Genomic DNA, 20,157 nt, shown 5'->3' on the forward strand with positions numbered 1-20,157 from the left:
CGACCCGATTAGGCTAGCCACCATGTCGGTCGAGATGGACAAGAGGGAATCGGGGCTCACCGAGGCGCAGGTCGCGCAGCTTCGGTCCGAGGGGAAATCGAACGACGTTCCGGCTCGCGCGAGCCGGTCTGTCAAGGACATCGTCCGAGGCAACGTCTTCACGCGAATCAACGCGATTCTGGGAGTGTTGCTACTGATCGTGTTGTCGACCGGATCGATCGTCGACGGCATGTTCGGCCTGCTGATCGTCGCGAACAGCGGCATCGGCATCATCCAGGAAATCCGTGCGAAGAAGACGCTCGACGAGCTGGCCATCGTCGGCCAGAGCAAACCCGTGGTACGACGCGACGGCGTGGCGCGAGAAGTCGCGCCCGACGAGGTCGTGCTCGGCGACGTCATCGAACTCGGTCCCGGTGATCAGATCGTCGTCGACGGGGAGATCATCGAGACGGCAAGCCTCGAAGTCGACGAATCGCTGTTGACCGGCGAAGCCGATGCCGTTCACAAAACCACTGGCGCACAAGTGCTTTCCGGCAGCTTCGTCGTGTCGGGCAGCGGCGCGTACCGGGCGACGAAGGTCGGTCGCGACGCCTATGCCGCTCGGCTCGCCGAGGAAGCCAGCAAGTTCACGCTCGTGCATTCCGAGCTGCGCAGCGGTATCGACAAGATTCTGAAGTTCATCACCTACCTGATGATTCCGGCGGGTGCGCTGATCATCTACAACCAGTTGTTCTCGAGCGGTCAGTCGCTCGGCCCGGCGCTCAACGGTATGGTCGCAGCTCTCGTGCCGATGGTTCCCGAAGGCCTGGTGCTGATGACGTCGATCGCGTTCGCCGTGGGTGTGATCAGGCTCGGGCAGCGTCAGTGCCTCGTGCAGGAACTGCCCGCGATCGAAGGGCTCGCGCGCGTCGACGTGGTCTGCGCTGACAAGACCGGAACGCTCACCGAGAACGGCATGCGTCTGTCCGAACTGCGCGTCGTGGAGGACGGCGACGGTGCCCTCATGGCACAGGTACTCGCAGCCCTTGCGCACGACGACCCTCGGCCCAACGCCAGCGTGCTCGCGATCGCCGAAGCGTTTCCCGACGACCCGAACTGGACCGAGACCGCTGTCGCACCGTTCTCCTCCGCCAAGAAGTGGAGTGGGCTGTCGTACGGCGAGCATGGCAACTGGTTGCTCGGCGCACCCGACGTGCTGCTCGAGCCCGAATCCGACATCGCACGTCAGGCAGAGGAGGTCGGTTCGGCCGGTTTGCGCGTGCTGCTGCTCGCCAGCAGCGACCTACCCGTCGACGACGACTCGGCGCCCGGGGTCGTCACGCCGCGTGCGCTGGTGGTGCTCGAACAGAAGGTACGCACCGACGCCCGCTCGACGCTCGACTACTTCGCGAGCCAGTCCGTTGCGGTCAAGGTCATCTCCGGCGACAACGCGGTGTCCGTCGGCGCGGTCGCGGGCTCGCTCGGTCTCGCCGGCAGCCCGATCGACGCACGTACCCTGCCCGAAGACACGGATCAGTTGGCCGACACGGTGGAGAACTCCACCACTTTCGGTCGCGTCCGACCGGATCAGAAGCGTCAGATGGTCGGGGCTCTGCAGTCGCGAGGCCACACCGTCGCGATGACGGGCGACGGCGTCAACGACGTCCTCGCTCTGAAGGACGCCGATATCGGCGTCGCGATGGGCTCGGGAAGTGCGGCGACGCGAGCCGTCGCGCAGATCGTGTTGCTGGACAACAAGTTCGCGACGCTTCCGTACGTCGTCGGTGAAGGCCGACGTGTCATCGGCAACATCGAACGCGTCTCGAATCTGTTCCTCACCAAGACCGTCTACTCCGTGCTGCTGGCCTTCCTGATCGGCATCTCGGGTGTGCTGTCGCAGGTGTTCCACTTCGAACCGTTGCCGTATCCGTTCCTGCCGCGGCACGTGACCATCGCGGCGTGGTTCACGATCGGCATCCCGGCATTCGTTCTGTCGTTGGCGCCCAACAACGAACGCGCCCGCACCGGATTCGTTCCCCGCGTCATGCGACTCGCCGTGCCGTCGGGACTGATAGTCGGCACCGCGACGTTCGTGTCGTACCTCCTGGCCTACCAGGGCCCGAACGCGACGGAAGCCCAAGTCACACAAGCCAGTACGACGGCCCTGATCACGCTGATCATGATCGCGGTGTGGGTGCTCGCCGTCGTCGCGAGGCCCTACGTGTGGTGGAAGATCGTGCTGCTCGCCGGTTCCGTGCTCGGCTACCTGTTGCTGTTCACGATCCCGTTCTGCCGGACGTTCTTCAAACTCGACCCGTCGAACATTGCGATGACGACGACGGCCATCGTCATCGGTGCCGTCGGAATCGTCGCTGTGGAAGCGGCGTGGTGGATCAGTGCCGCCCTGCACGGCGAGAAGCGACGTCTCTTCGGTGCGATGCCTGTCGCGGGCAGTGCGCAGTAAGCTTTCGAAGTCGGACACAACCACGTACGAGATGGAGCGATCATGGGTTTCGCAGACAATCTGAAGGGTCTCGTCGACAAGGGCAAGAAGGCCGCCGCCGAGAACTCGGACAAGATCGAGGACGCGGTCGACAAGGCAGGCGACTTCATCGACAACAAGACCGGCGGCAAGTACGCCGACAAGGTCGACAAGGTCCAGGACGCAGCCAAGAAGGCAATTCCGGACAAGTAGTGCGGCTGCGCCGCCTGTGCGTGCATAGTTGGTCCCACGACCAACTACGCACGCACAGGCGCGGTAGCGCATCATCTACGTGTGGACGGACCGATTCTTCTACTCGTGGTGATTGCCGCTGTCGCGGTGGCCGGTTTCGCGAAGCGTCTCGACCTGCAGGTCCCGTTGGTGCTGGTGACGGTCGGGTCCATCGCGTCGTTCATCCCCGGCGTCCCGCACGTGACGCTGGCACCCGAACTCATCCTCGGGGTCGTTCTGCCGCCGTTGCTGTACTCGGCGGCTCTCGACTTCTCGTTCGTCAGCTTCCGTAAGAACCTCGGCCACATCCTGCGGCTGGGAATCGTCATGGTCGTCGTCACGACGCTGGCCGTCGGATACTTCGCGAACTGGCTGGTACCCGAGCTGACACTCGGTGCAGCGCTGGTCCTCGGTGCCGTCGTCGCACCTCCCGACGCGGTGGCTGCTGTCGCCGTCGGCCGCAAGCTCGGCCTGCCGTCGCGCATGATGGCCATCCTCACGGGCGAAAGCCTCGTCAACGACGCGGCCGCGCTGACACTGTTCACACTCGCCGTCGCGTCGGTCACCGGTAAGAAGATCGCGATCGATTCGCCGGTCCTGTTCTTTCTGTACGAGATCGTCGGCGGCGTTCTGGTCGGGCTCATTCTGTCGAGAGTCGTTCGCTTCGTGCGTTCACGCATCCAGGACTCGGCACTCGAAACCGTGCTCGGACTCGTCCTGCCGTTCACCGCGTACCTCGCTGCCGAGGAGATCCACGCGTCGGGCGTGCTCGCGGTCGTGACCGCCGGTTTCGTGCTCGGCCGAGTCACCGCCGACGTCCCGGTCACGACGCGTATCCAGGAACGGCAGGTCTGGCCGACGCTCGATCTGCTTCTCGAGGCATTCGTGTTCGCGTACATGGGCCTTCAGCTGAAATCCGTCATTCGTGAAGTCGAGCGCAACGGTCTGCCGGTGCTGCACATCTTCGCGTACGCGCTGCTGATTCTGGTCGTCGTGATCGCAGTGCGGCCCGCGTGGATCTTCGTCAACACGGGTCGGCGCACAGTGGTCCGAAAAGCATTGAGAAGAAGCAACTCCGAGAAGACCGATGCACTCGGATTGACGTGGAAACAGAACCTGGTGCTGTCGTGGGCAGGGATGCGCGGGGTCGTCACCCTCGCTGCCGCGTCCGGTGTGCCGCTCGCGACCGTCGCGGGCGATGTGTTCCCCGGCCGAGCCGTCATTCAGGCGGTTGCGTTCGTCGTCGCCGTCGGCACCTTGCTGATCCAGGGCCTGACGCTACCGTTGTTGATTCGGCGCCTCGACGTCGCCGACCCGCTGGAGCAACAACAGACCGACGAGCAGCACACCCTTGCCCGGGCTATCTCCCGCTCCGCCGCAGAATCCTGCCTGACCGACGCTGCGGCACACGGTGTTCCCGGTGCGAGCAAGGAAGCGGTCGATGCCGTGCTGGAGAGAGTGCGTCGCTCCGTGCGCGCCCGTCTGGACGCCGAGGAAACCGAGGACAAGGAGGAACGTATCGCCGCCGCAGGTGCCCTGTTCGACACTCTGCGCCGAAACGTCTTGGTCGCGCAGCGGAACGCGCTCGTCAAGGCGCGTGACTCCGGTGAGCTCGACGACGAAGTGTTACGCGAGATTCTCGACGGTCTGGATGTCGAAGAGGCTGCAGCGCAGGCGCGGATCGAACGGCGCATCCGGTGAGGCGCGCGGTAGTAGCGTGCGTCACCGCCCTGGTTCTGACGAGTTGTGCTCAGCCACACGCGGACACGACGCAGCCGACGCCACCGCCGGCATCGCCCGCGCCCACCGGTGACGAGCGGGGTGCACTCGTGTCGTCTACACCCATGGGCCACTTGGATTTTGCGGTGCGTGTTCTCGGTGCCACCGCGACGCGCGTCGTCTATCGGTCCACGTCGGCCGACGGAACCAGAGGCACCGAGGTGTCCGGCGTGGTGTTCGTACCGAAAGGCGAACCGCCGGAGGGCGGCTGGCCGATCGTGTCCGTCGGACACGGGACCACCGGGGTGACCGACGAATGCGCGCCCTCGTTGTATCCGAATCTGTTGGGAGCCATCGGAATCGTCTCGCCGTTCCTCGAACGAGGCATGGTCGTCACCGTCACCGACTACGAGGGCATCGGAACCGGCGGGCCGCACCCGTACCTGGATCCCGACGCGGCGGCCTACAACGTCGTCGACGCGGTTCGTGCCGCGCGTGCCGTCGTACCCGAGGCCGGAACGCGGTGGGGTGCGATCGGCAATTCGCAAGGCGGACAAGCTGTCTGGTCGGCTGCGGAGCGGGCAGACTATCGGGACGGGCTCGACCTCGTCGGCGCAGTGGGGCTGTCCCCGGTGTTGGATCTGAGCCCGATGTACCGTGTCGGCGCGACACCGACGTTGCCGCAGTCGCTGCTGACGCCGTTCCTCGTGAACGGTCTGCAGTATCGGGAGCCCGACGTGGATGGATCCGAGTACGTCCGAGGCGTGCTGAGTAGCGAACAACGCGCACTCACCGCCTGTACCGATCTGCTCGGAGTGCAGAAGGCCGAGGCCGCGACGCTTCTGACGTCGAACGATTCCGCCCCGAGCACCGAAACCTCGCGCGTGCGCATGGAGGAGTGGCTGCAGTCCGTCGCGCTTCCCCGTGCGTCGACGACGGTTCCGCTGGCGGCGCTCGTGGGCGAGCAGGATCAGTTGATCGACCCGAAGTGGACACAGGACGCCATTGCCAGGGCATGCTCGATGGGCGACGTCGTCGAAGTCAGGCGGGAGCCGGGGCAAGGTCATTCCGACCAAGCCGCGATCCCGTTCGGGGTGTCGTGGCTGACCGACCGGTTCGCGGCCGTGCCCGCGCCGAACACCTGCTCAGGAGGGTGAGGACCATGGTGGATCGACCGACGCCGGAGGCCGCGGCGGTACTCGACATGGTGCGTGCGTTGTGCATGGCACTTCCCGACGCCACCGAGCGCACCAGCCGCGGCGAGCCGTCGTGGTTCGTGAGGAAGTCCGAGCGGCAGCCCGAGTGAGTTCTGCGATCGTCTGGTTCGCCGTCATCCTGGCGTGCGCGGTCGCGGTGATCGCACTGATCAGTTTCCGTGGCCGTCGAGCACTGACGACACCCGAGGAACGTGCCGTCCACTCGACGCTGCATACGGCTTCGTTGGCGGCACGACCGTTGCGCGGAGGCCTGAACTTCGAATCCGCGTCCGAGGCAGCACCGTATCTGCGCGCCCTGACCGGCAGCGATGCGCTCGGGATCGCCGACGCCGACGGCACACTCCTGACGTGGAACGGCCCGCACGACGAACTGGCCGCCGCGTTTCTGGACGCGTCGGCGCGCGCGAGCGAGGGGGAGCGACGCGTACTGCTGTCGTATCCGCTCGGCGCCGACCACCCGGTTCGCGCGGTCATCGCCCAACCGTTGCTGATCGAGGACGTCGGTGTCGTGGGCGTTCTCGGTGCCGTGACGACGTCCGTGCCGGGACCCGGCATGCTCGGGGCGATCTCGGAAGTCGCCCGGTACGCATGTGGGCAGATCGAACTCGCCGAGCTCGACGCGTCGCGCGCGCGTCTCGATCGCGCCGAAGTGCGTGCACTGCGTGCCCAGATCAGCCCGCATTTCATCTACAACGCACTCGGAACGATCGCGTCGTTCGTGCGCACCGATCCGGACAGGGCACGCGAACTGGTGCTCGAGTTCGCGGACTTCACCCGCTATTCGTTCCGGACCGCGGGTGAGTTCACCGTGCTGGCGGACGAATTACGCAACATCGACCGCTACCTGACGCTCGAACGGGCTCGGTTCGGAGATTCGTTGCAGGTCACGGTGCAGGTCGCGCCCGAGGTGCTGAGCGTGGTCCTGCCGTTTCTCGCCCTGCAGCCGCTCGTCGAGAACGCGGTGCGTCACGGTCTGTCCGGGCGGGCAGGCGGCGGCACCATCACGATCGTCGCGGCCGATGAGGGGACCGACTGCCTCATCAGCGTCGAGGACGACGGCGTCGGCATGGACCCGGACATTCTCCGCTCGGGTTCGCTGACCGTCGACGAAGGCGCCCACGTCGGACTGTCCAATGTCGACGACCGGTTGCGTGCCGCATTCGGCAACGACTACGGACTCGTCGTCGACACCGCGCCGGGCGCGGGAACGAAGGTCAGCATGCGAGTTCCGAAGTTTCGGGCAGGTATCCGAGCATGACGGGGGCATCTGGCACGATGAGGTCCGTGGACAACCCGTCGTCGACTGCTCTGGTGGTGCTTGCTGTCGACGACGAGAAGCCTGCCCTCGACGAACTCGCCTACCTTCTGAGCAGGCAGGAGTGCGTCGCACAGGTCGACACCGCCTCCGACGCGACAACCGCGCTACGACGGTTGCAGCACCCCGTCGGACCGCAGGCGCCTGCGGTCGACGCCGTGTTCCTCGATATCAACATGCCCGGCCTCGACGGCATGGAGTTGGCGGGCATTCTCGCGAACTTCAGCCGTCCACCGGCCGTGGTGTTCGTGACGGCACACGACGATCGTGCCGTCGCGGCATTCGATCTCGGTGCCGTCGACTACCTGCTGAAGCCGCTTCGCGAAGAACGCCTGACGGAGTCGCTGCGCCGAATCATCGCGTCCGGCAAGCGAGCCGAGGCTCCGGAGTCGGCCTCATCCGACGAGATCATCCCCGTCGAGCTCGGCGGAACCACGACGCTCGTCGGGCGGTCGACCGTCGGGTGGGTGGAGGCAGAAGGCGATTACGCGCGACTGCACACCACGTCGGGTTCGCATCTCGTGCGAATTCCGATCTCGACGCTCGAAAGCCGTTGGGGGAGTAGTGGTTTCCTTCGAGTGCATCGCTCGTACCTGGTGTCGCTGACGCTCGTGACCGGAATACGCACCGTCGGTTCGGGTCTGGTGGTGTGCCTGCGTGCCGACGGCGACCTGCCTGCCGTCGAACTACCGGTCAGCCGACGACACACACGTGAACTCAAGGACCGGTTGGTCCGCGGCCCGCTGCAGTCCTGGTCGAGTCGGTGACCGGCCCGCGCAAGCGAGAACGCGTCGTTCTCGCCGGTCGGCGCGGGGCGCGGATGGTTCGGACACGCGTCGAGGTGCAGGAGCAGACCGAGGTCGGCGACGCCATGGTCCGTGGCCTGATTCGCGCACAGCTGCTGCTGTCGATTCGGTTGGCGCTGCTGACGTTGGCCGTGCTGTTCGCCATTCCGCTCGTCTCGCTCGTCGTCCCGGCGTTCTCCGACGCCACCCTGTTCGGCATCCGGTTGCCGTGGCTCGTGCTGGGTGTCGCGGTCTATCCGCTGCTGCTGTTCGTCGGATGGGTGTACGTGCGGCAGGCCGAGCGCAACGAGCACGAGTTCGTCGACCTCGTGGACGACTAGATGGACGGCGACTGACATGGACACCGTGCCGTGGGTGACGGTGGCGGCGCTGGTGCTCGCCGCTGTCGCCACCGTCGCGATCGGCGTCTACGGAGTGCGCCTGGCGCGCACGACGTCGGACTTCCTCGTCGCGTCGCGTAGCGTCGGACCGCGCTGGAACGCCGCCGCGATCTCCGGTGAATACCTTTCGGCCGCTTCGTTTCTCGGTGTCGCCGGACTCATCGCGAAATACGGCGCCGACGCGCTGTGGTATCCGATCGGGTTCACCGCGGGCTACCTCGGCCTCTTGCTGTTCGTCGCGGCCCCGCTCAGGCGCAGCGGCGCGTACACCGTTCCCGATTTCGCGGAGTTCCGGCTCGGCTCACGGCGTCTACGCACGCTCGCGATGTTCGTCGTCGTCATCATCTGTGCGTTGTATCTGGTGCCGCAGTTCCAGGGCGCAGGCCTGACACTGAACATTCTGCTCGGTGTGCCCAGTTGGGTCGGCGCGGCAGTCGTCGGACTCATCGTCATCGCGAACGTCGTCGGCGGTGGGATGCGGTCGATCACCTTCGTGCAGGCGTTCCAGTACTGGCTCAAGCTGACGGCCGTCGCGGTGCCCGCCGTCGTCCTCGCAGTGCACTTCTATGCCGACGATCGTGTGGTCGGCAGCCCTGCGCCGCCGACCGTCGACCGTGAGACGACCGTCGAGATCAGCACCGACGTTCTGGTTCAAGTGAATTCGCCGATCGAGGTGACCGTGCGCGGCACCGTCGACGAGCAGTCCGCCGACGGGCGCATCACTCTCGACGAGGGCACCCACGAACTCGGCGACGGCACGACGCTCGTTCTCGATGCCGATTCGCCCGTCCCCGTCGTCGCGGGATCGCCGACGACGGATCGGCAGTGGGCCCAGCCCGGCTGGGGGCTGGGCGGCACACACCCGCTGTATCAGGTCTACTCGCTGATCCTCGCGACGTTCCTCGGCACGCTGGGACTTCCACACGTGCTCGTCCGCTTCTACACGAACCCCGACGGCCGCGCTGCGCGGCTCACGTCGCTGACGGTCCTGGGTCTGCTCGGGATGTTCTATCTGTTCCCGACGCTGCTCGGTGTGTTCGCGAGGCTCTACGTACCGCAGCTGTCCATCACCGGCACGTCGGATGCGGCCGTGCTGCTGCTACCGGGCTCGGTGCTGTCGGGTGTAGGTGGCCAGCTGCTCGCTGCCGTCGTCGCGGCGGGTGCGATCGCGGCGTTCCTGTCGACGTCGTCGGGCCTGCTCGTCAGCATCGCCGGAGTCCTCAGTACCGATGTGCTGCGCGGCCGAGTACGTGACTTCCGGGTCGCGGCGATCCTCGCAGGCATCGTTCCCCTGGCGTTGTCGCTCGGGGTGGTCTCGCTCGATCTTTCACGCACGGTCGGCCTCGTCTTCGCGGTCGCCGCGTCGACGTTGTGTCCGCTGCTCGTTCTGGGGATCTGGTGGCGTGGGCTGACGGCCGCCGGTGCTGCAGCGGGTCTGGTCGGCGGTGGTCTCGTGTCGCTGACCGCCGCGTCGCTGTCGGTGTTCGGAGTGTCCGACGCCGTGTGGTCCGGCTGGCCTGCCGCGATTCTGGGGTATCCGGCGGCCGTCAGTGTTCCGCTCGCGTTCGTGCTGATGATCGCCGTCAGCAAGCTGACGGCGAGGTCCGTTCCCGCCGACGTCGGCCGTATCTTCACGAGGCTGCACGCCCCCGAACGGCTCGATATGGGACGCGACCGAGAGCGCGAGTTGTAAGCCCGTTCACCGTCGCCCGGCGACCGCTCGTCGCACGGTCGAGCAGTTTGCCGTGTGATCGGCGCCACTGCATTCTCTTGTGACGCGCCTCTCACTACCGTCATCTCTCAGTTCCGAGTCACAGCCCGTGACGAGTAGAAGAGGGAGCAACGAAGGTGACACGACCGGACACGACACCCCCGGACGCACAGGCGTTCGTCGACATGCAAGCCAGCCCGGAGTTCCAGGAACTGCGACGACGCCTGCGCAGCTTCGTCTTTCCGATGACCGCGTTCTTCCTGATCTGGTACATCGTCTACGTGCTGCTGAGCAACTACGCACACGACTTCATGTCCACCCCGGTGTGGGGCAACATCAACGTCGGCCTTCTCCTCGGTCTCGGGCAGTTCGTCACGACCTTCGCGATCACGGGCATCTACGTGAAATTCGCGAACCGTGAACTCGACCCGCGCGCCGAGGCGCTCCGCAACGAGATGATCGCATCCCAGGAGGCCAAGGCATGAGCGGCACGTTTCTCGCCCAAACTGCCGACACCACCGTCGGCGAACCCCTCGTCAACATCGCGATCTTCGGTGCCTTCGTCGCCGTCACGATGTTCGTCGTCATCCGCGCGTCGAAGAAGAACGCGACGGCGTCGGAGTTCTTCACCGCGGGTGGTGGCTTCTCCGGACCACAGAACGGCGTCGCGATTGCCGGTGACTACCTCTCCGCGGCCAGCTTCCTCGGCATCGCGGGAGCCATCGCCGTCTACGGTTACGACGGCTTCCTGTACTCCATCGGCTTCCTCGTCGCGTGGCTCGTGGCACTGTTGCTCGTCGCCGAATTGCTCCGCAACACAGGTAAATTCACGATGGCCGACGTGCTGAGCTTCCGTCTCAAGCAGCGCCCCGTGCGTACTGCCGCAGCGCTGTCGACGCTCACGGTGTCGCTGTTCTACCTCCTCGCGCAGATGGCAGGCGCGGGTGGGCTCGTCGCTCTGCTGCTCGACATCTCCGATCGCACAGGACAATCCATCGTCATCGCCGTCGTCGGCGTCCTGATGATCGTCTACGTCCTCGTCGGCGGCATGAAGGGCACCACATGGGTGCAGATCATCAAGGCCGTCCTGCTCATCGCCGGTGCACTGTTCATGACGGTGCTGGTGCTCGCGAAGTTCGGCTTCAACCTGTCCGAGCTGCTCGGTAGCGCTCAGGAGACGATCTCCGGTTCGGCAAGCGAAACAGTTGCAGCGACCAACGTGCTCGAGCCCGGTGCTCAGTACGGCGGCAGCAACATGAGCAAGCTCAACTTCCTGTCGCTCGGTATCGCACTGGTGCTCGGAACTGCCGGTCTCCCACACGTTCTCATGCGCTTCTACACCGTGCCGACGGCCAAGGAAGCTCGTCGAAGCGTCGTCTGGGCCATCGCGCTCATCGGTGCGTTCTACCTCTTCACTCTCGTGCTCGGCTACGGTGCCGCGGCGATCGTCGGACCGGATCGCATCCTCGCGTCGGCAGGTGGGCAGAACTCTGCTGCACCGCTTCTCGCGTTCGAACTCGGCGGCGTCGTGCTGCTCGGTGTGATCTCGGCGGTTGCGTTCGCGACGATCCTCGCCGTCGTCGCAGGCCTGACGATCACCGCGTCGGCGTCGTTCGCACACGACATCTACGCGTCGGTGATCAAGAAGGGCGACGTCGACGAGAAGAAGCAGGTCAAGGTCTCGCGCATCACGGCAGTGGTGATCGGAATCCTCGCGATCGGACTCGGCATCCTCGCGAACGGGCAGAACATCGCGTTCCTCGTCGCGCTGGCATTCGCCGTCGCCGCGGCCGCGAACCTGCCGACCATCGTCTACTCGCTGTTCTGGCGTCGCTTCAACACCACCGGCGCACTGTGCAGCATGTACGGCGGCCTGATCTCGACGCTCGTGCTCATCGTGTTCTCACCGGCCGTCTCCGGATCGAAGACGTCGATGATCCCCGGCTCCGACTTCGCGTGGTTCCCGTTGTCCAACCCGGGCATCGTGTCCATCCCTCTGGCCTTCGTGCTCGGCATCGTCGGAACTCTGCTGTCGAAGGACAACGAAGACAAGGCGAAGCAGGCCGAGATGGAAGTTCGATCGCTGACCGGCATCGGCGCGGAGAAGGCCTCCGCACACTGAACCGACCGCCCTGACTGGGAACTGTCACAGGACCGACCGCCCGTGCGAGTCATACCTCACACGGGCGGTTCGGTGCGTGTGGTTACTATCCCTGCGTGGCCAAGCTGAAGGTTTCCGTCAACGTCCCCCTCGACCCCGAATCGACGTGGGCACATGCGTCCGACCTCTCGGAGTACGACAAGTGGTTGTCCATTCACGAGGCGTGGCGCGGTGAGCTCCCCGAACAACTCTCTGCCGGAACGACTCTCGACAGTGTGGCCAGCGTCAAAGGCATGCGTAATCGGGTTCGCTGGACCATCGAGAGCTACGACCCGCCGAAGAAGTTGAAACTCAAAGGAAGTGGGAAGGGCGGGGTGAAGATCGGCCTCGTACTGTCCGTCGCACCGGGCAAGAGCGGGGGATCCGATCTGAGTCTCGACATCGATCTCGGTGGCGCCCCGCTGTTCGGGCCGATCGGATCGGGCGTCGCGCGTGCGTTGAAGGGTGACATCGAGAAGTCGCTGAAGACCTTCGAGTCCCTGTACTCATAGGAGTCGCACCCACCAACCACCCACCCCGGAGCAGCTGAGCACTACCGCCGCCAACCGCACAGCGGGAGTCTGCCTCTCGCTCACTACGGAGAGGTTCCGCAATGCCAGGAAGACACAGCGCACCGAGTAGCGCGCCCCGGTCGACGGGACTCGTGAAATACGGGGTCGTCGCAGTCGTGGCCCTCCTCGTGATCGGCGGCGGCGTCTTCGCTGCGCAGAAGGCCTTCGGTTCGGACTGCCCCGACCCGTCGACGTTCACCCTGGCAGCGGATCCGGCGATTGCCGACGTCGTCTCCAGCGTGCTCGACGGCAAGTCGGCCGACGAACTCGGATGCGGCTCCGTCGAGGTCACGGCCACGGACTCCGCCGACGCGTCGGCCGCGGTGTCGAAGGGCTCGGACGCGCCGGCGTTGTGGATTCCGGATTCGTCGCTGTGGGTCGGCAAGACCGTGCGCGCGACGGGCGCCCTCGTCGATCTGGCCAGTCAGTCGGTGGCGAGTACCCCGGCGGTGATCGCCGCACGTCGGGACGAGGTTCCGTTCTTCGACACCTGGCTCACCGCGTTGCAGCTCAAAGGACTGCGGATCGGAAATCCGCTCAGCAACACGATCTCCGACGCGGCGATCCTGGGTGCGTTGGCCGAAGCGGGGAGCGACGCCGACGCGGTCGACTCGGTGTCCGCCGCGCTCGTGCCCATCGCGCAGGCGCAGGCAGCTACCCGTGGGGAAGCGGATCCCGTCGTTCGGCTCGACGAGATGTCGGCCGACGGCGGTGTCGCGGTGGTCTCCGAGCAGTCGCTCATCGAGTACCAGAAGGACACCGGCACCGAACTCGGGGCGACGGCTCCTCCCACCGGCAGCTTCTTCCTCAACTTCCCGTTGGCCGTCACCGAGCCCGCAGGTGAACGACACGACAGCGCCAAGGCGGTCGGTCGTGCCGTCGCCGACGTGTTGGCATCGGAGCCCGGGCTGTCCGCATTGTCCGACGCCGGCTTTCGAGCGCCCGAGGGGACTTCGCTCAGCGACGGCCGCGGTTTGGGTGATGTCACAACGTTGACCATCGCGGACCAGCAGACGGCCGAAGCAACGTTGCAGCGCTACCAGGTCCTGGCGCTGCCGTCGCGCACGCTCGTCATGGAAGACGTGTCCGGGTCGATGGGCTACAGCGCGGGCGCCGACACTCGCATCGGGCTGACCGTGCAGGCGAGCGAAACCGGGAACAGGCTCTTTCCCGACAACGCTGCTCTCGGACTGTGGGCGTTCTCCATCGGACTCGGCGGAGGAAGTCAGGACTACCGGGAGCTCGTTCCCATCCGGCGCCTCGACGAGAACGTGAACGGCACGTCCCAGCGCGATCTCCTGCTGCAGCAGACGCGGGCTCTTCCCGGCCTCGTCGGCGGAGGCACCGGACTCTACGACACCACGCTGGCCGCGTTCCGGACCGTCAAGGACGGATACGACCCCGACTACATCAACAGCGTCATCATCCTGACCGACGGATCGAACGAAGACGACGGCAGCATCTCGCTCGACGAACTGTTGTCCACCCTGCGTGCCGAGCAGGACCCGACGAAGCCGGTCATTGTCGTGACCATCGGCATCACCGACGACGCCGACGCCGGAGTTCTCCAACAGATCTCGGCGGCCACCGGCGGTACGAGCTTCCTCGCGCGAAATCCCGCCGAGATCCCCAACGTGTTTGTGAATGCTCTCAAAAGCAGGTCCGGTCGCTGATTCAGCGGCTAGGTTGGGTGAGCCGTTTGCTACTGACTGGTTGGGGGACTACGGAGAATGTCGGGGCGCCACGGAACAGGGACGCGTGCGAATCCCGCCTACAGGTGGGGTGCCATCGTCGTCGTCGCCGTGGTTGTCGTCGTCGGCGGCTACTTCGGCGTTCAGGCGGTACGAGCGAGCTCCGCTGGATGTGACGGCGTCGAGACGGTCTCCGTTGCCGTCGATCCGACGATCGCCCCGGTGATCACCGACGTCCTCGCGCAGACCGACGACGTCGCGCGAGGGTGCGCCGACTTCGAGATCCGCGCCGAGGCGCCCACCGATACCGCGGCGGAACTGGCCGGGGCCAACGAGAACCGTCCCGATCTGTGGATCCCGGACTCCACGTTGTGGCTGCTCAAGACGCTGCGTTCCACGGGTGCTCTGCCCGAGCTGGCGAAGTCGTCCGTCGCGAACACGTTGCCGGTCGTCGTCACTCCGGATGCCTCGACCGCGCCTGCAGCCACGTGGCTTCAGGTGTTGCAGACGCAGGGTCAGCGGATCGGTGACCCTCTCACGAGCAGCGCGTCGTTGGCGTCGATTCTCGGGGCGCTCGCCGAATCGGAGGTCGCCATCTCCGACGCCAATGCGGTATCTGCGGCGTTGGTTCCGATGGCCCAGGACTTCGGGCGCATCGCCGATACGCCCCACGACGTCGCGGACCTCGTGGCACAGGTGGCGTCCGACGGCGGCAGCAGCGTCTCCACCGAGCAGAGTCTGGAGGCATACAACGCCGCGCACGATGCTGCGCCGTTGACCGCATCGGTGCCGCCGACCGGAAGCTACTTCCTGAACTATCCGCTGGCGGTCACGGCGGCCGCGGGCCTCGAGTACGACCGCGTCAAGGACGCCGGTGCGTCGCTGTCGTCGGTGCTGTCCGGAACCGTTGCCACGGACGCATTGTCGGCCGCGGGGTTCCGCCAGGCCAACGGAACCGCGCTGCCCGACGGCAAAGGCGTCGGATCCGTCGCCTCGCTCGAACTGAAGAATCCGCTGGCGATCGAAACGACGTTGCGAGACTGGGCAGTTCTCGCTCTGCCTTTGCGCACGTTGGTCGTCGAAGACGTATCCGGTTCCATGGCAGCACAATCCGGTGATTCGACGCGTATCGCCTTGACCGTCGATGCCAGCCTCGGCGCGAATTCGCTGTTCAGCGACCGAACCGAGATGGGGTTGTGGGCGTTTTCCATCAACCTCGGCGGCAACGGTCAGGATTTCCGCGAACTGGTGCCGTTGGGTCCGGTGACCAACTTCGTGAACGGCCTGCCGCAGCGCGAGGCGATTCTGTCTGCGATCCGCACGATGCCGTCACTCGTCGGTGGCGGAACCGGTTTGTACGACACCACTCTCGCCGCGTTCCGCCGAGTCAAGGAAGGATATGACCCCAATTTCGTCAACAGCGTCATCATTCTCACCGACGGTGCCAACGAGGACGCCGGGAGTCCGAGCCTCGACGACCTGATCGCCACTCTGCAACGCGAGCAGGATCCGGTTCGGCCTGTCGTGATCGTGACCGTAGGAATCACTACCGATGCCGATCCCGTTGCTCTACAGAAGATTTCAGCCGCCACGGGCGGCACGAGCTACATCGCCGAGGATCCGCGCGACATCCCGGAGGTGTTCGTCAAGGCTCTCAACTCACGCACCGAGCGCATCGGCGGGGAGTAGTCCCTATTCGAGTACCCGGGCGCCGGTGATGTTGCCCAGCCAGGTCTGTGCAAGCTCGTCGGCTGTTCCGTCGGCGTACATCGAATCGATGGCACCGTTGACGCACGGTGTCATCGGACTGTTCTTCTCGAGCACTACTCCGAAGAATTCGGTGACTTCGTTCGGCTGCGGAAACTGGCCGACCACAACACTTCCCGGGACATCCGACGACGTGATCTGGAATGCCGTCGGGAAATCGACGACGATGGCGTCGACATCGCCGTTCTGCAATGCGGACTTGGCGTCGTCGGTGGTGTCGAATTCCGTCGGTGCCGCCCCGATGGTGGCCGAAATGGACTGCAAGCTGGTGGAATTGGCCTGCGCGCCGATCCTGGCACTCCGGATCCCGGCGAGGTCGGTCGCTGCGGCAGCAGGCGTGTCCGCCATGGCCACGACGGCCTGCGCGACAGCGTAATACGGCGACGACAGGTCGACGTTCTCGCGGCGCTCGCCGAGAATGGTGAACTGGTTGATGTCGAAGTCGAAGGGCTTCGGGCCGGGCGCCAGCGCGTCGGCGAACGGTGTGCGCACGAATCGAACCTGGTCTTCGCCGTAGCCGAGTCGCTGTGAGATCTCGCGTGCCGTGGCTCCTTCGAATCCGCGTCCGTTGGAAGGATCGTCGTCGGCGAACCACGGCGAATACGCCGGGTCGTCGGTCGCGATCGTCAGTACGCCGTCGGTCAGCGTCGCACCCGATCCTGGACCACACGTCGACACCGCCGACGTCGGTGGGATCTTCGTGAACGCGGGTGTTTCGGATGGCTGCTCGGCGACCGGGGTGGTGTCCGCCGTTGCGCAGGATGCTGCGATGACGGCGGTGATCAGGGCAGCGCTCGCACGCGCGGCGGACAGAGCGCGGCGATTGTGGGGCACGCCGTGATGATGCACGACGCGTCGCGATTCGGCAACGGGAAGCGTCAGCCCAGCATGATCGTGAGGACGATGCCTGCGACACAACACAACACGACGATCCCGAGGGCGATGGCGTCGGGCAGACGGGGGCGAGCAGGGTACGCGGTGATCTGGCCGGTTCCGCCGCGAGCGGTGATGGCCTCTCCCATCTCGGTGGCGCGGCGGATCGCGATGGACATCGTCGCGGTGACGAGGTCCACGATCGAATTGTCGGCAGCGCTGTTCAGCACCGATTTAGGTCGCAGTCGACGTGCGGCCATCATGACGCGCATCTCTTCGATCAGCAGTGGAAGCGAACGCAGACACAATGCGACGGTGGCCGCCCACTCGTCGACCGGCAGTCTCAGCTTCTTCAGCGGGTAGCCGAGCACCGCGACGGCGGGTGCGATATCGCTCATGGACGTGGTCCAGCCGAGCATCATCGACGCACCCAACAGGACGAATGCGAACACGGTCGCACGGAGGAACAGCAGCACCGCATCGAACCCGAGTGGGGCGTTGATCAGCGCGCCGATCAGGAACAGTCCCCAGATCCAGATCGGCGGACGAGGAATCGCCGTCGGCGGCACGTGCGCGACGACCGCGGTCACGACGAGCAACCCCACGATGACACCGATCGCAGGCCACGTCGGCGCGACCACCAACAGAATGCTGAGCATCAGGACGCAGATCAGTTTGGTTCCGGCCCACAGGCGATGGATCGGCGACGACCGCGGAACCTGACGCAGTACAACGGTTGTCACGACGACACTCCTCTTCTCGATTCGTCGGACACGATGCGCCCGCCGCCCAGCACGATCGTCCTGTCACAGACCCGGTCCATGCCATCGACGTCGTGGGAGATGACGACGATCGCGATTCCACGATGCCGAAGAGTGCCGAGTACTCCGATGATCTCGGTGCGGCCCGGTGGGTCGAGGCCGGCGAGTGGCTCGTCGAGCACCAGGATTCGGGGTTTGTTCACGATGAGGCCGGCGATCACGACGCGACGCATCTGCCCGCCGCTCAGCGAGTCGATGTCGCGTCCCGCCAGTATGCGGTCGAGGCCAACGGCGTCCATCGCGTAGGCCACGTGTGCGGAACCGACTTCGGGGCCACCGGCGGCTTCGATGTCCTCGGACACGGTCCGGCGTTGGAGTTGCAGACGCGAATGCTGGAATGCGAGACCTACGGCGCCGACGTCGCGGGAGATCGGCGACCCGTCGAACATCGCGGTTCCGGTCGAGGGGGTTGTCAATCCGGCGAGAATCCAAGCAAGCGTGGACTTTCCGGATCCGTTGCCGCCCAGAACGAGAATGCCGTCACCTTGTCGCACGGTGAGGTCGAGGCCGTTGAGGGCTTTCTGCGACCACGGTGTGCGGCGGTTGTAGGTGTGTTCGACGTCGCTGAGATTCAGCAGCGGTGCGCCGGCGCGGAAGGTGGTCGTGTCGTCGAGGTAGCGGGCACGCATCCATCCGGGGGTGTGCTCGACCTGTCTGCCGCCGTCGAGATGTACGACGCGGTCCGCAGCGGTCGTCTCCGATTCCTGGTGCGTGACAAGGACAACCGACATTCGATGACGCTTCGGTAGACCGGCCAGCAACGCGACGAGGCTGGCTCGGCCGTCGGCGTCGACCATCGACGTCGCTTCGTCGGCTATGAGCAACGCGGGGCGTCTGGCCAGCGCCGCGGCCACTGCGAGTCGTTGCATCTCTCCGCCCGACAGCGACGCGGTTTCACGTGGACCCATTCCGGCGAGACCGACCTCCGTGAGAATGGCCTCGACGTCGGTGTCGGCATCGGGCGCGAGACCCCAGACGACGTCGTCGGCGACTCGGCTTCCGAGGATCTGGCTTTCCGGGCGTTGAAGCACGACGGCTGTGCCACCCACCTGCCCGAGACCGGCGATGCCTGGGCGTTCGACGGTGCCCGACGTGGGCGTTCGGCCGGCCAGGATTCTGGCGAGCGTGGACTTTCCGGACCCGTTGTGCCCGACGACGGCCACGAACTCCCCGTAGTCGATGGTCAGATCGATAGCGTGCAACGCATCGACGTGCGCACCGTCGTATCGAAAACGGATGTCGTGCAAACGAATCGGAAGCGGGCCGATCTCACCGTCACCGCCTGAAGGCAGATGGTCGACGACGGGAATGGTCGCGAGCCGGTCGAGAACGGCCCCGAGAATGAGCCACGTGAACAGGGCAGCGCCGATGATGCTGATGCTCATCGTGCCGAGGATCCACCACCACCAGTTGTCGATCACGGCGCCGACGCTCGACCGTACGACGTCGGCCGTCGACACGAGAACATCGGTTCGCGACATCAGCCGCGCGACGCCTTCGATGGTGTTCTCGATCGTCCGAAGAAACAGCGTTCGGAGCGGTGTCAGAATCCAGAGCACGAGAACGGTGAGCAATCCGAGGGCAGGACCGACGATCGACGCGGTACCCAGGACCGACAACAGGCCGTGCCCTCGACGCTTCGCCCGCCCGACCATGCCGCCGAGCAGTGCCGACGTCGCCACCGTGATGGCCGTCGTCGTGCCTGCCGCGACGAACGCGACGAGCGTGCCCGCGACCGCTGCCGATACGAGCGCTCGCGTGCGGTGACGCTGCGCCACGACCGCCATCGGCACCGCGGCCACGATCTGCAATGCGGTCGCCAGGGGCACGACCATCGCGACGACGGACAACGCAACGGAGAAGCTGCTCATGACCGCTGCCGTGGCCAACTCGGCAGGCGTCAGTACCGACGGCCTGTCTCGGACACGGGGGTTCTCGCTCACTTGTTCAGTGTGCCAGCAAGCGGCATAGACTCTGCACAACGAGAGAGGCGTCAGCAGTGATCACCGTGGACGAAGAAAACTGGGACACGCCCGTCGGCGCCCAATTGCGTGCGGCTCAACGAGCCGAACTGGATGCGCGGTACGGCAACAGCAGTCACGAACCGGGCGTCGCGCCGAGCGCCGACGACATCGCGGTCTTCGTCGTCGCGCGCGACGACGATACGGTCGGAATCGGGTGTGGCGCACTTCGCTTGCTCGGCGACGGCGAAGCAGAGATCAAGCGCATGTACGTCATCCCCGCCGAGCGCGGAGGAGGCGCTGCTGTCGCCATCCTCCGCGAGCTCGAGACGTGGGCGCGCATCCGGGGGATCCGCGTCCTCAAGCTGGAAACGGGATCGGGTCAACCCGATGCCGTCAGGTTCTACGAACGCGAAGGCTATTCACAGATCGACGCGTTCGGGCCGTACGCAGCGGAGCCGACGTCGCTCTGCTACGCACGAACCCTGTGAC

General features: G+C 65.6%; 18 protein-coding genes. 15 read left to right on the forward strand and 3 right to left on the reverse strand.

Going from position 1 to position 20,157, the window contains the following annotated elements:
• The first annotated feature begins 22 nt into the window (after positions 1-22).
• From CHB96_RS04515 to CHB96_RS04575, 14 genes are all read left to right on the forward strand, one after another.
• On the forward strand, positions 23-2,443 hold the full coding sequence (locus CHB96_RS04515) for an HAD-IC family P-type ATPase (RefSeq protein ID WP_089243475.1): 2,421 nt from the start codon (positions 23-25) through the stop codon (positions 2,441-2,443).
• A gap of 42 nt (positions 2,444-2,485) precedes the next feature.
• Positions 2,486-2,674: an antitoxin gene (locus CHB96_RS04520; RefSeq protein WP_089243477.1), complete on the forward strand. Its 189-nt coding sequence runs from the start codon at positions 2,486-2,488 to the stop codon at positions 2,672-2,674.
• 81 nt (positions 2,675-2,755) lie between these two features.
• On the forward strand, positions 2,756-4,393 hold the full coding sequence (locus CHB96_RS04525) for a Na+/H+ antiporter (RefSeq protein ID WP_089243479.1): 1,638 nt from the start codon (positions 2,756-2,758) through the stop codon (positions 4,391-4,393).
• A 29-nt stretch (positions 4,394-4,422) separates the two neighbouring features.
• Positions 4,423-5,568 (forward strand): lipase family protein, encoded by a 1,146-nt coding sequence (locus tag CHB96_RS04530; protein WP_442978055.1) that lies wholly within the window; start codon positions 4,423-4,425, stop codon positions 5,566-5,568.
• A gap of 5 nt (positions 5,569-5,573) precedes the next feature.
• On the forward strand, positions 5,574-5,717 hold the full coding sequence (locus CHB96_RS29565) for a hypothetical protein (RefSeq protein WP_176444117.1): 144 nt from the start codon (positions 5,574-5,576) through the stop codon (positions 5,715-5,717).
• 8 nt (positions 5,718-5,725) lie between these two features.
• On the forward strand, positions 5,726-6,886 hold the full coding sequence (locus tag CHB96_RS04535) for a sensor histidine kinase (protein WP_245865266.1): 1,161 nt from the start codon (positions 5,726-5,728) through the stop codon (positions 6,884-6,886).
• Between the two features lie 17 nt (positions 6,887-6,903).
• Positions 6,904-7,710, forward strand: coding sequence for a LytR/AlgR family response regulator transcription factor (locus tag CHB96_RS04540; protein ID WP_089243887.1), 807 nt, complete (start codon positions 6,904-6,906; stop codon positions 7,708-7,710).
• Positions 7,711-7,763: 53 nt separating this feature from the next.
• Positions 7,764-8,069, forward strand: a complete 306-nt coding sequence (locus tag CHB96_RS04545; protein WP_245865268.1) for a hypothetical protein — start codon at positions 7,764-7,766, stop codon at positions 8,067-8,069.
• A gap of 16 nt (positions 8,070-8,085) precedes the next feature.
• Complete coding sequence (locus CHB96_RS04550; RefSeq protein ID WP_089243487.1) at positions 8,086-9,822, forward strand: sodium/solute symporter; 1,737 nt, start codon at positions 8,086-8,088, stop codon at positions 9,820-9,822.
• Positions 9,823-10,025: 203 nt separating this feature from the next.
• On the forward strand, positions 10,026-10,325 hold the full coding sequence (locus CHB96_RS04555) for a DUF485 domain-containing protein (RefSeq protein ID WP_089243889.1): 300 nt from the start codon (positions 10,026-10,028) through the stop codon (positions 10,323-10,325).
• Entirely contained in the window at positions 10,322-11,962 is a 1,641-nt protein-coding gene (locus CHB96_RS04560) for a monocarboxylic acid transporter (RefSeq protein WP_089243489.1), read from the forward strand. Before CHB96_RS04555 ends, CHB96_RS04560 begins: the two co-directional genes overlap by 4 nt.
• 95 nt (positions 11,963-12,057) lie before the next feature.
• Positions 12,058-12,492: a type II toxin-antitoxin system Rv0910 family toxin gene (locus CHB96_RS04565; RefSeq protein ID WP_089243491.1), complete on the forward strand. Its 435-nt coding sequence runs from the start codon at positions 12,058-12,060 to the stop codon at positions 12,490-12,492.
• 101 nt (positions 12,493-12,593) lie between these two features.
• Positions 12,594-14,225 (forward strand): VWA domain-containing protein, encoded by a 1,632-nt coding sequence (locus tag CHB96_RS04570; RefSeq protein WP_176444128.1) that lies wholly within the window; start codon positions 12,594-12,596, stop codon positions 14,223-14,225.
• A gap of 57 nt (positions 14,226-14,282) precedes the next feature.
• A complete protein-coding gene (locus CHB96_RS04575) occupies positions 14,283-15,932 on the forward strand; it encodes a VWA domain-containing protein (protein ID WP_089243495.1) in 1,650 nt (549 codons plus the stop codon).
• A 3-nt stretch (positions 15,933-15,935) separates the two neighbouring features.
• Here the strand turns inward: CHB96_RS04575 and CHB96_RS04580 are convergent, their stop codons facing one another.
• Genes CHB96_RS04580 through CHB96_RS04590 form a run of 3 tightly spaced genes read right to left on the reverse strand, consistent with a single transcriptional unit; the run spans position 15,936 to position 19,647 of the window.
• Positions 15,936-16,844, reverse strand: coding sequence for an ABC transporter substrate-binding protein (locus CHB96_RS04580; protein WP_245865228.1), 909 nt, complete (start codon positions 16,842-16,844; stop codon positions 15,936-15,938).
• 44 nt (positions 16,845-16,888) lie between these two features.
• A complete protein-coding gene (locus tag CHB96_RS04585; protein WP_089243497.1) occupies positions 16,889-17,626 on the reverse strand; it encodes an energy-coupling factor transporter transmembrane component T family protein in 738 nt (245 codons plus the stop codon).
• Positions 17,623-19,647: an ABC transporter ATP-binding protein gene (locus CHB96_RS04590; protein WP_217899919.1), complete on the reverse strand. Its 2,025-nt coding sequence runs from the start codon at positions 19,645-19,647 to the stop codon at positions 17,623-17,625. The genes CHB96_RS04585 and CHB96_RS04590 overlap by 4 nt, the downstream gene beginning before the upstream one ends.
• A gap of 56 nt (positions 19,648-19,703) precedes the next feature.
• Between CHB96_RS04590 and CHB96_RS04595 the strand changes: the two genes are divergently transcribed.
• Positions 19,704-20,156 (forward strand): GNAT family N-acetyltransferase, encoded by a 453-nt coding sequence (locus CHB96_RS04595; RefSeq protein ID WP_089243499.1) that lies wholly within the window; start codon positions 19,704-19,706, stop codon positions 20,154-20,156.
• Position 20,157: the final 1 nt, after the last annotated feature.

It is taken from the genome of Rhodococcoides kyotonense (assembly GCF_900188125.1).
GTDB classification, from domain to species: Bacteria; Actinomycetota; Actinomycetes; order Mycobacteriales; family Mycobacteriaceae; genus Rhodococcoides; species Rhodococcoides kyotonense.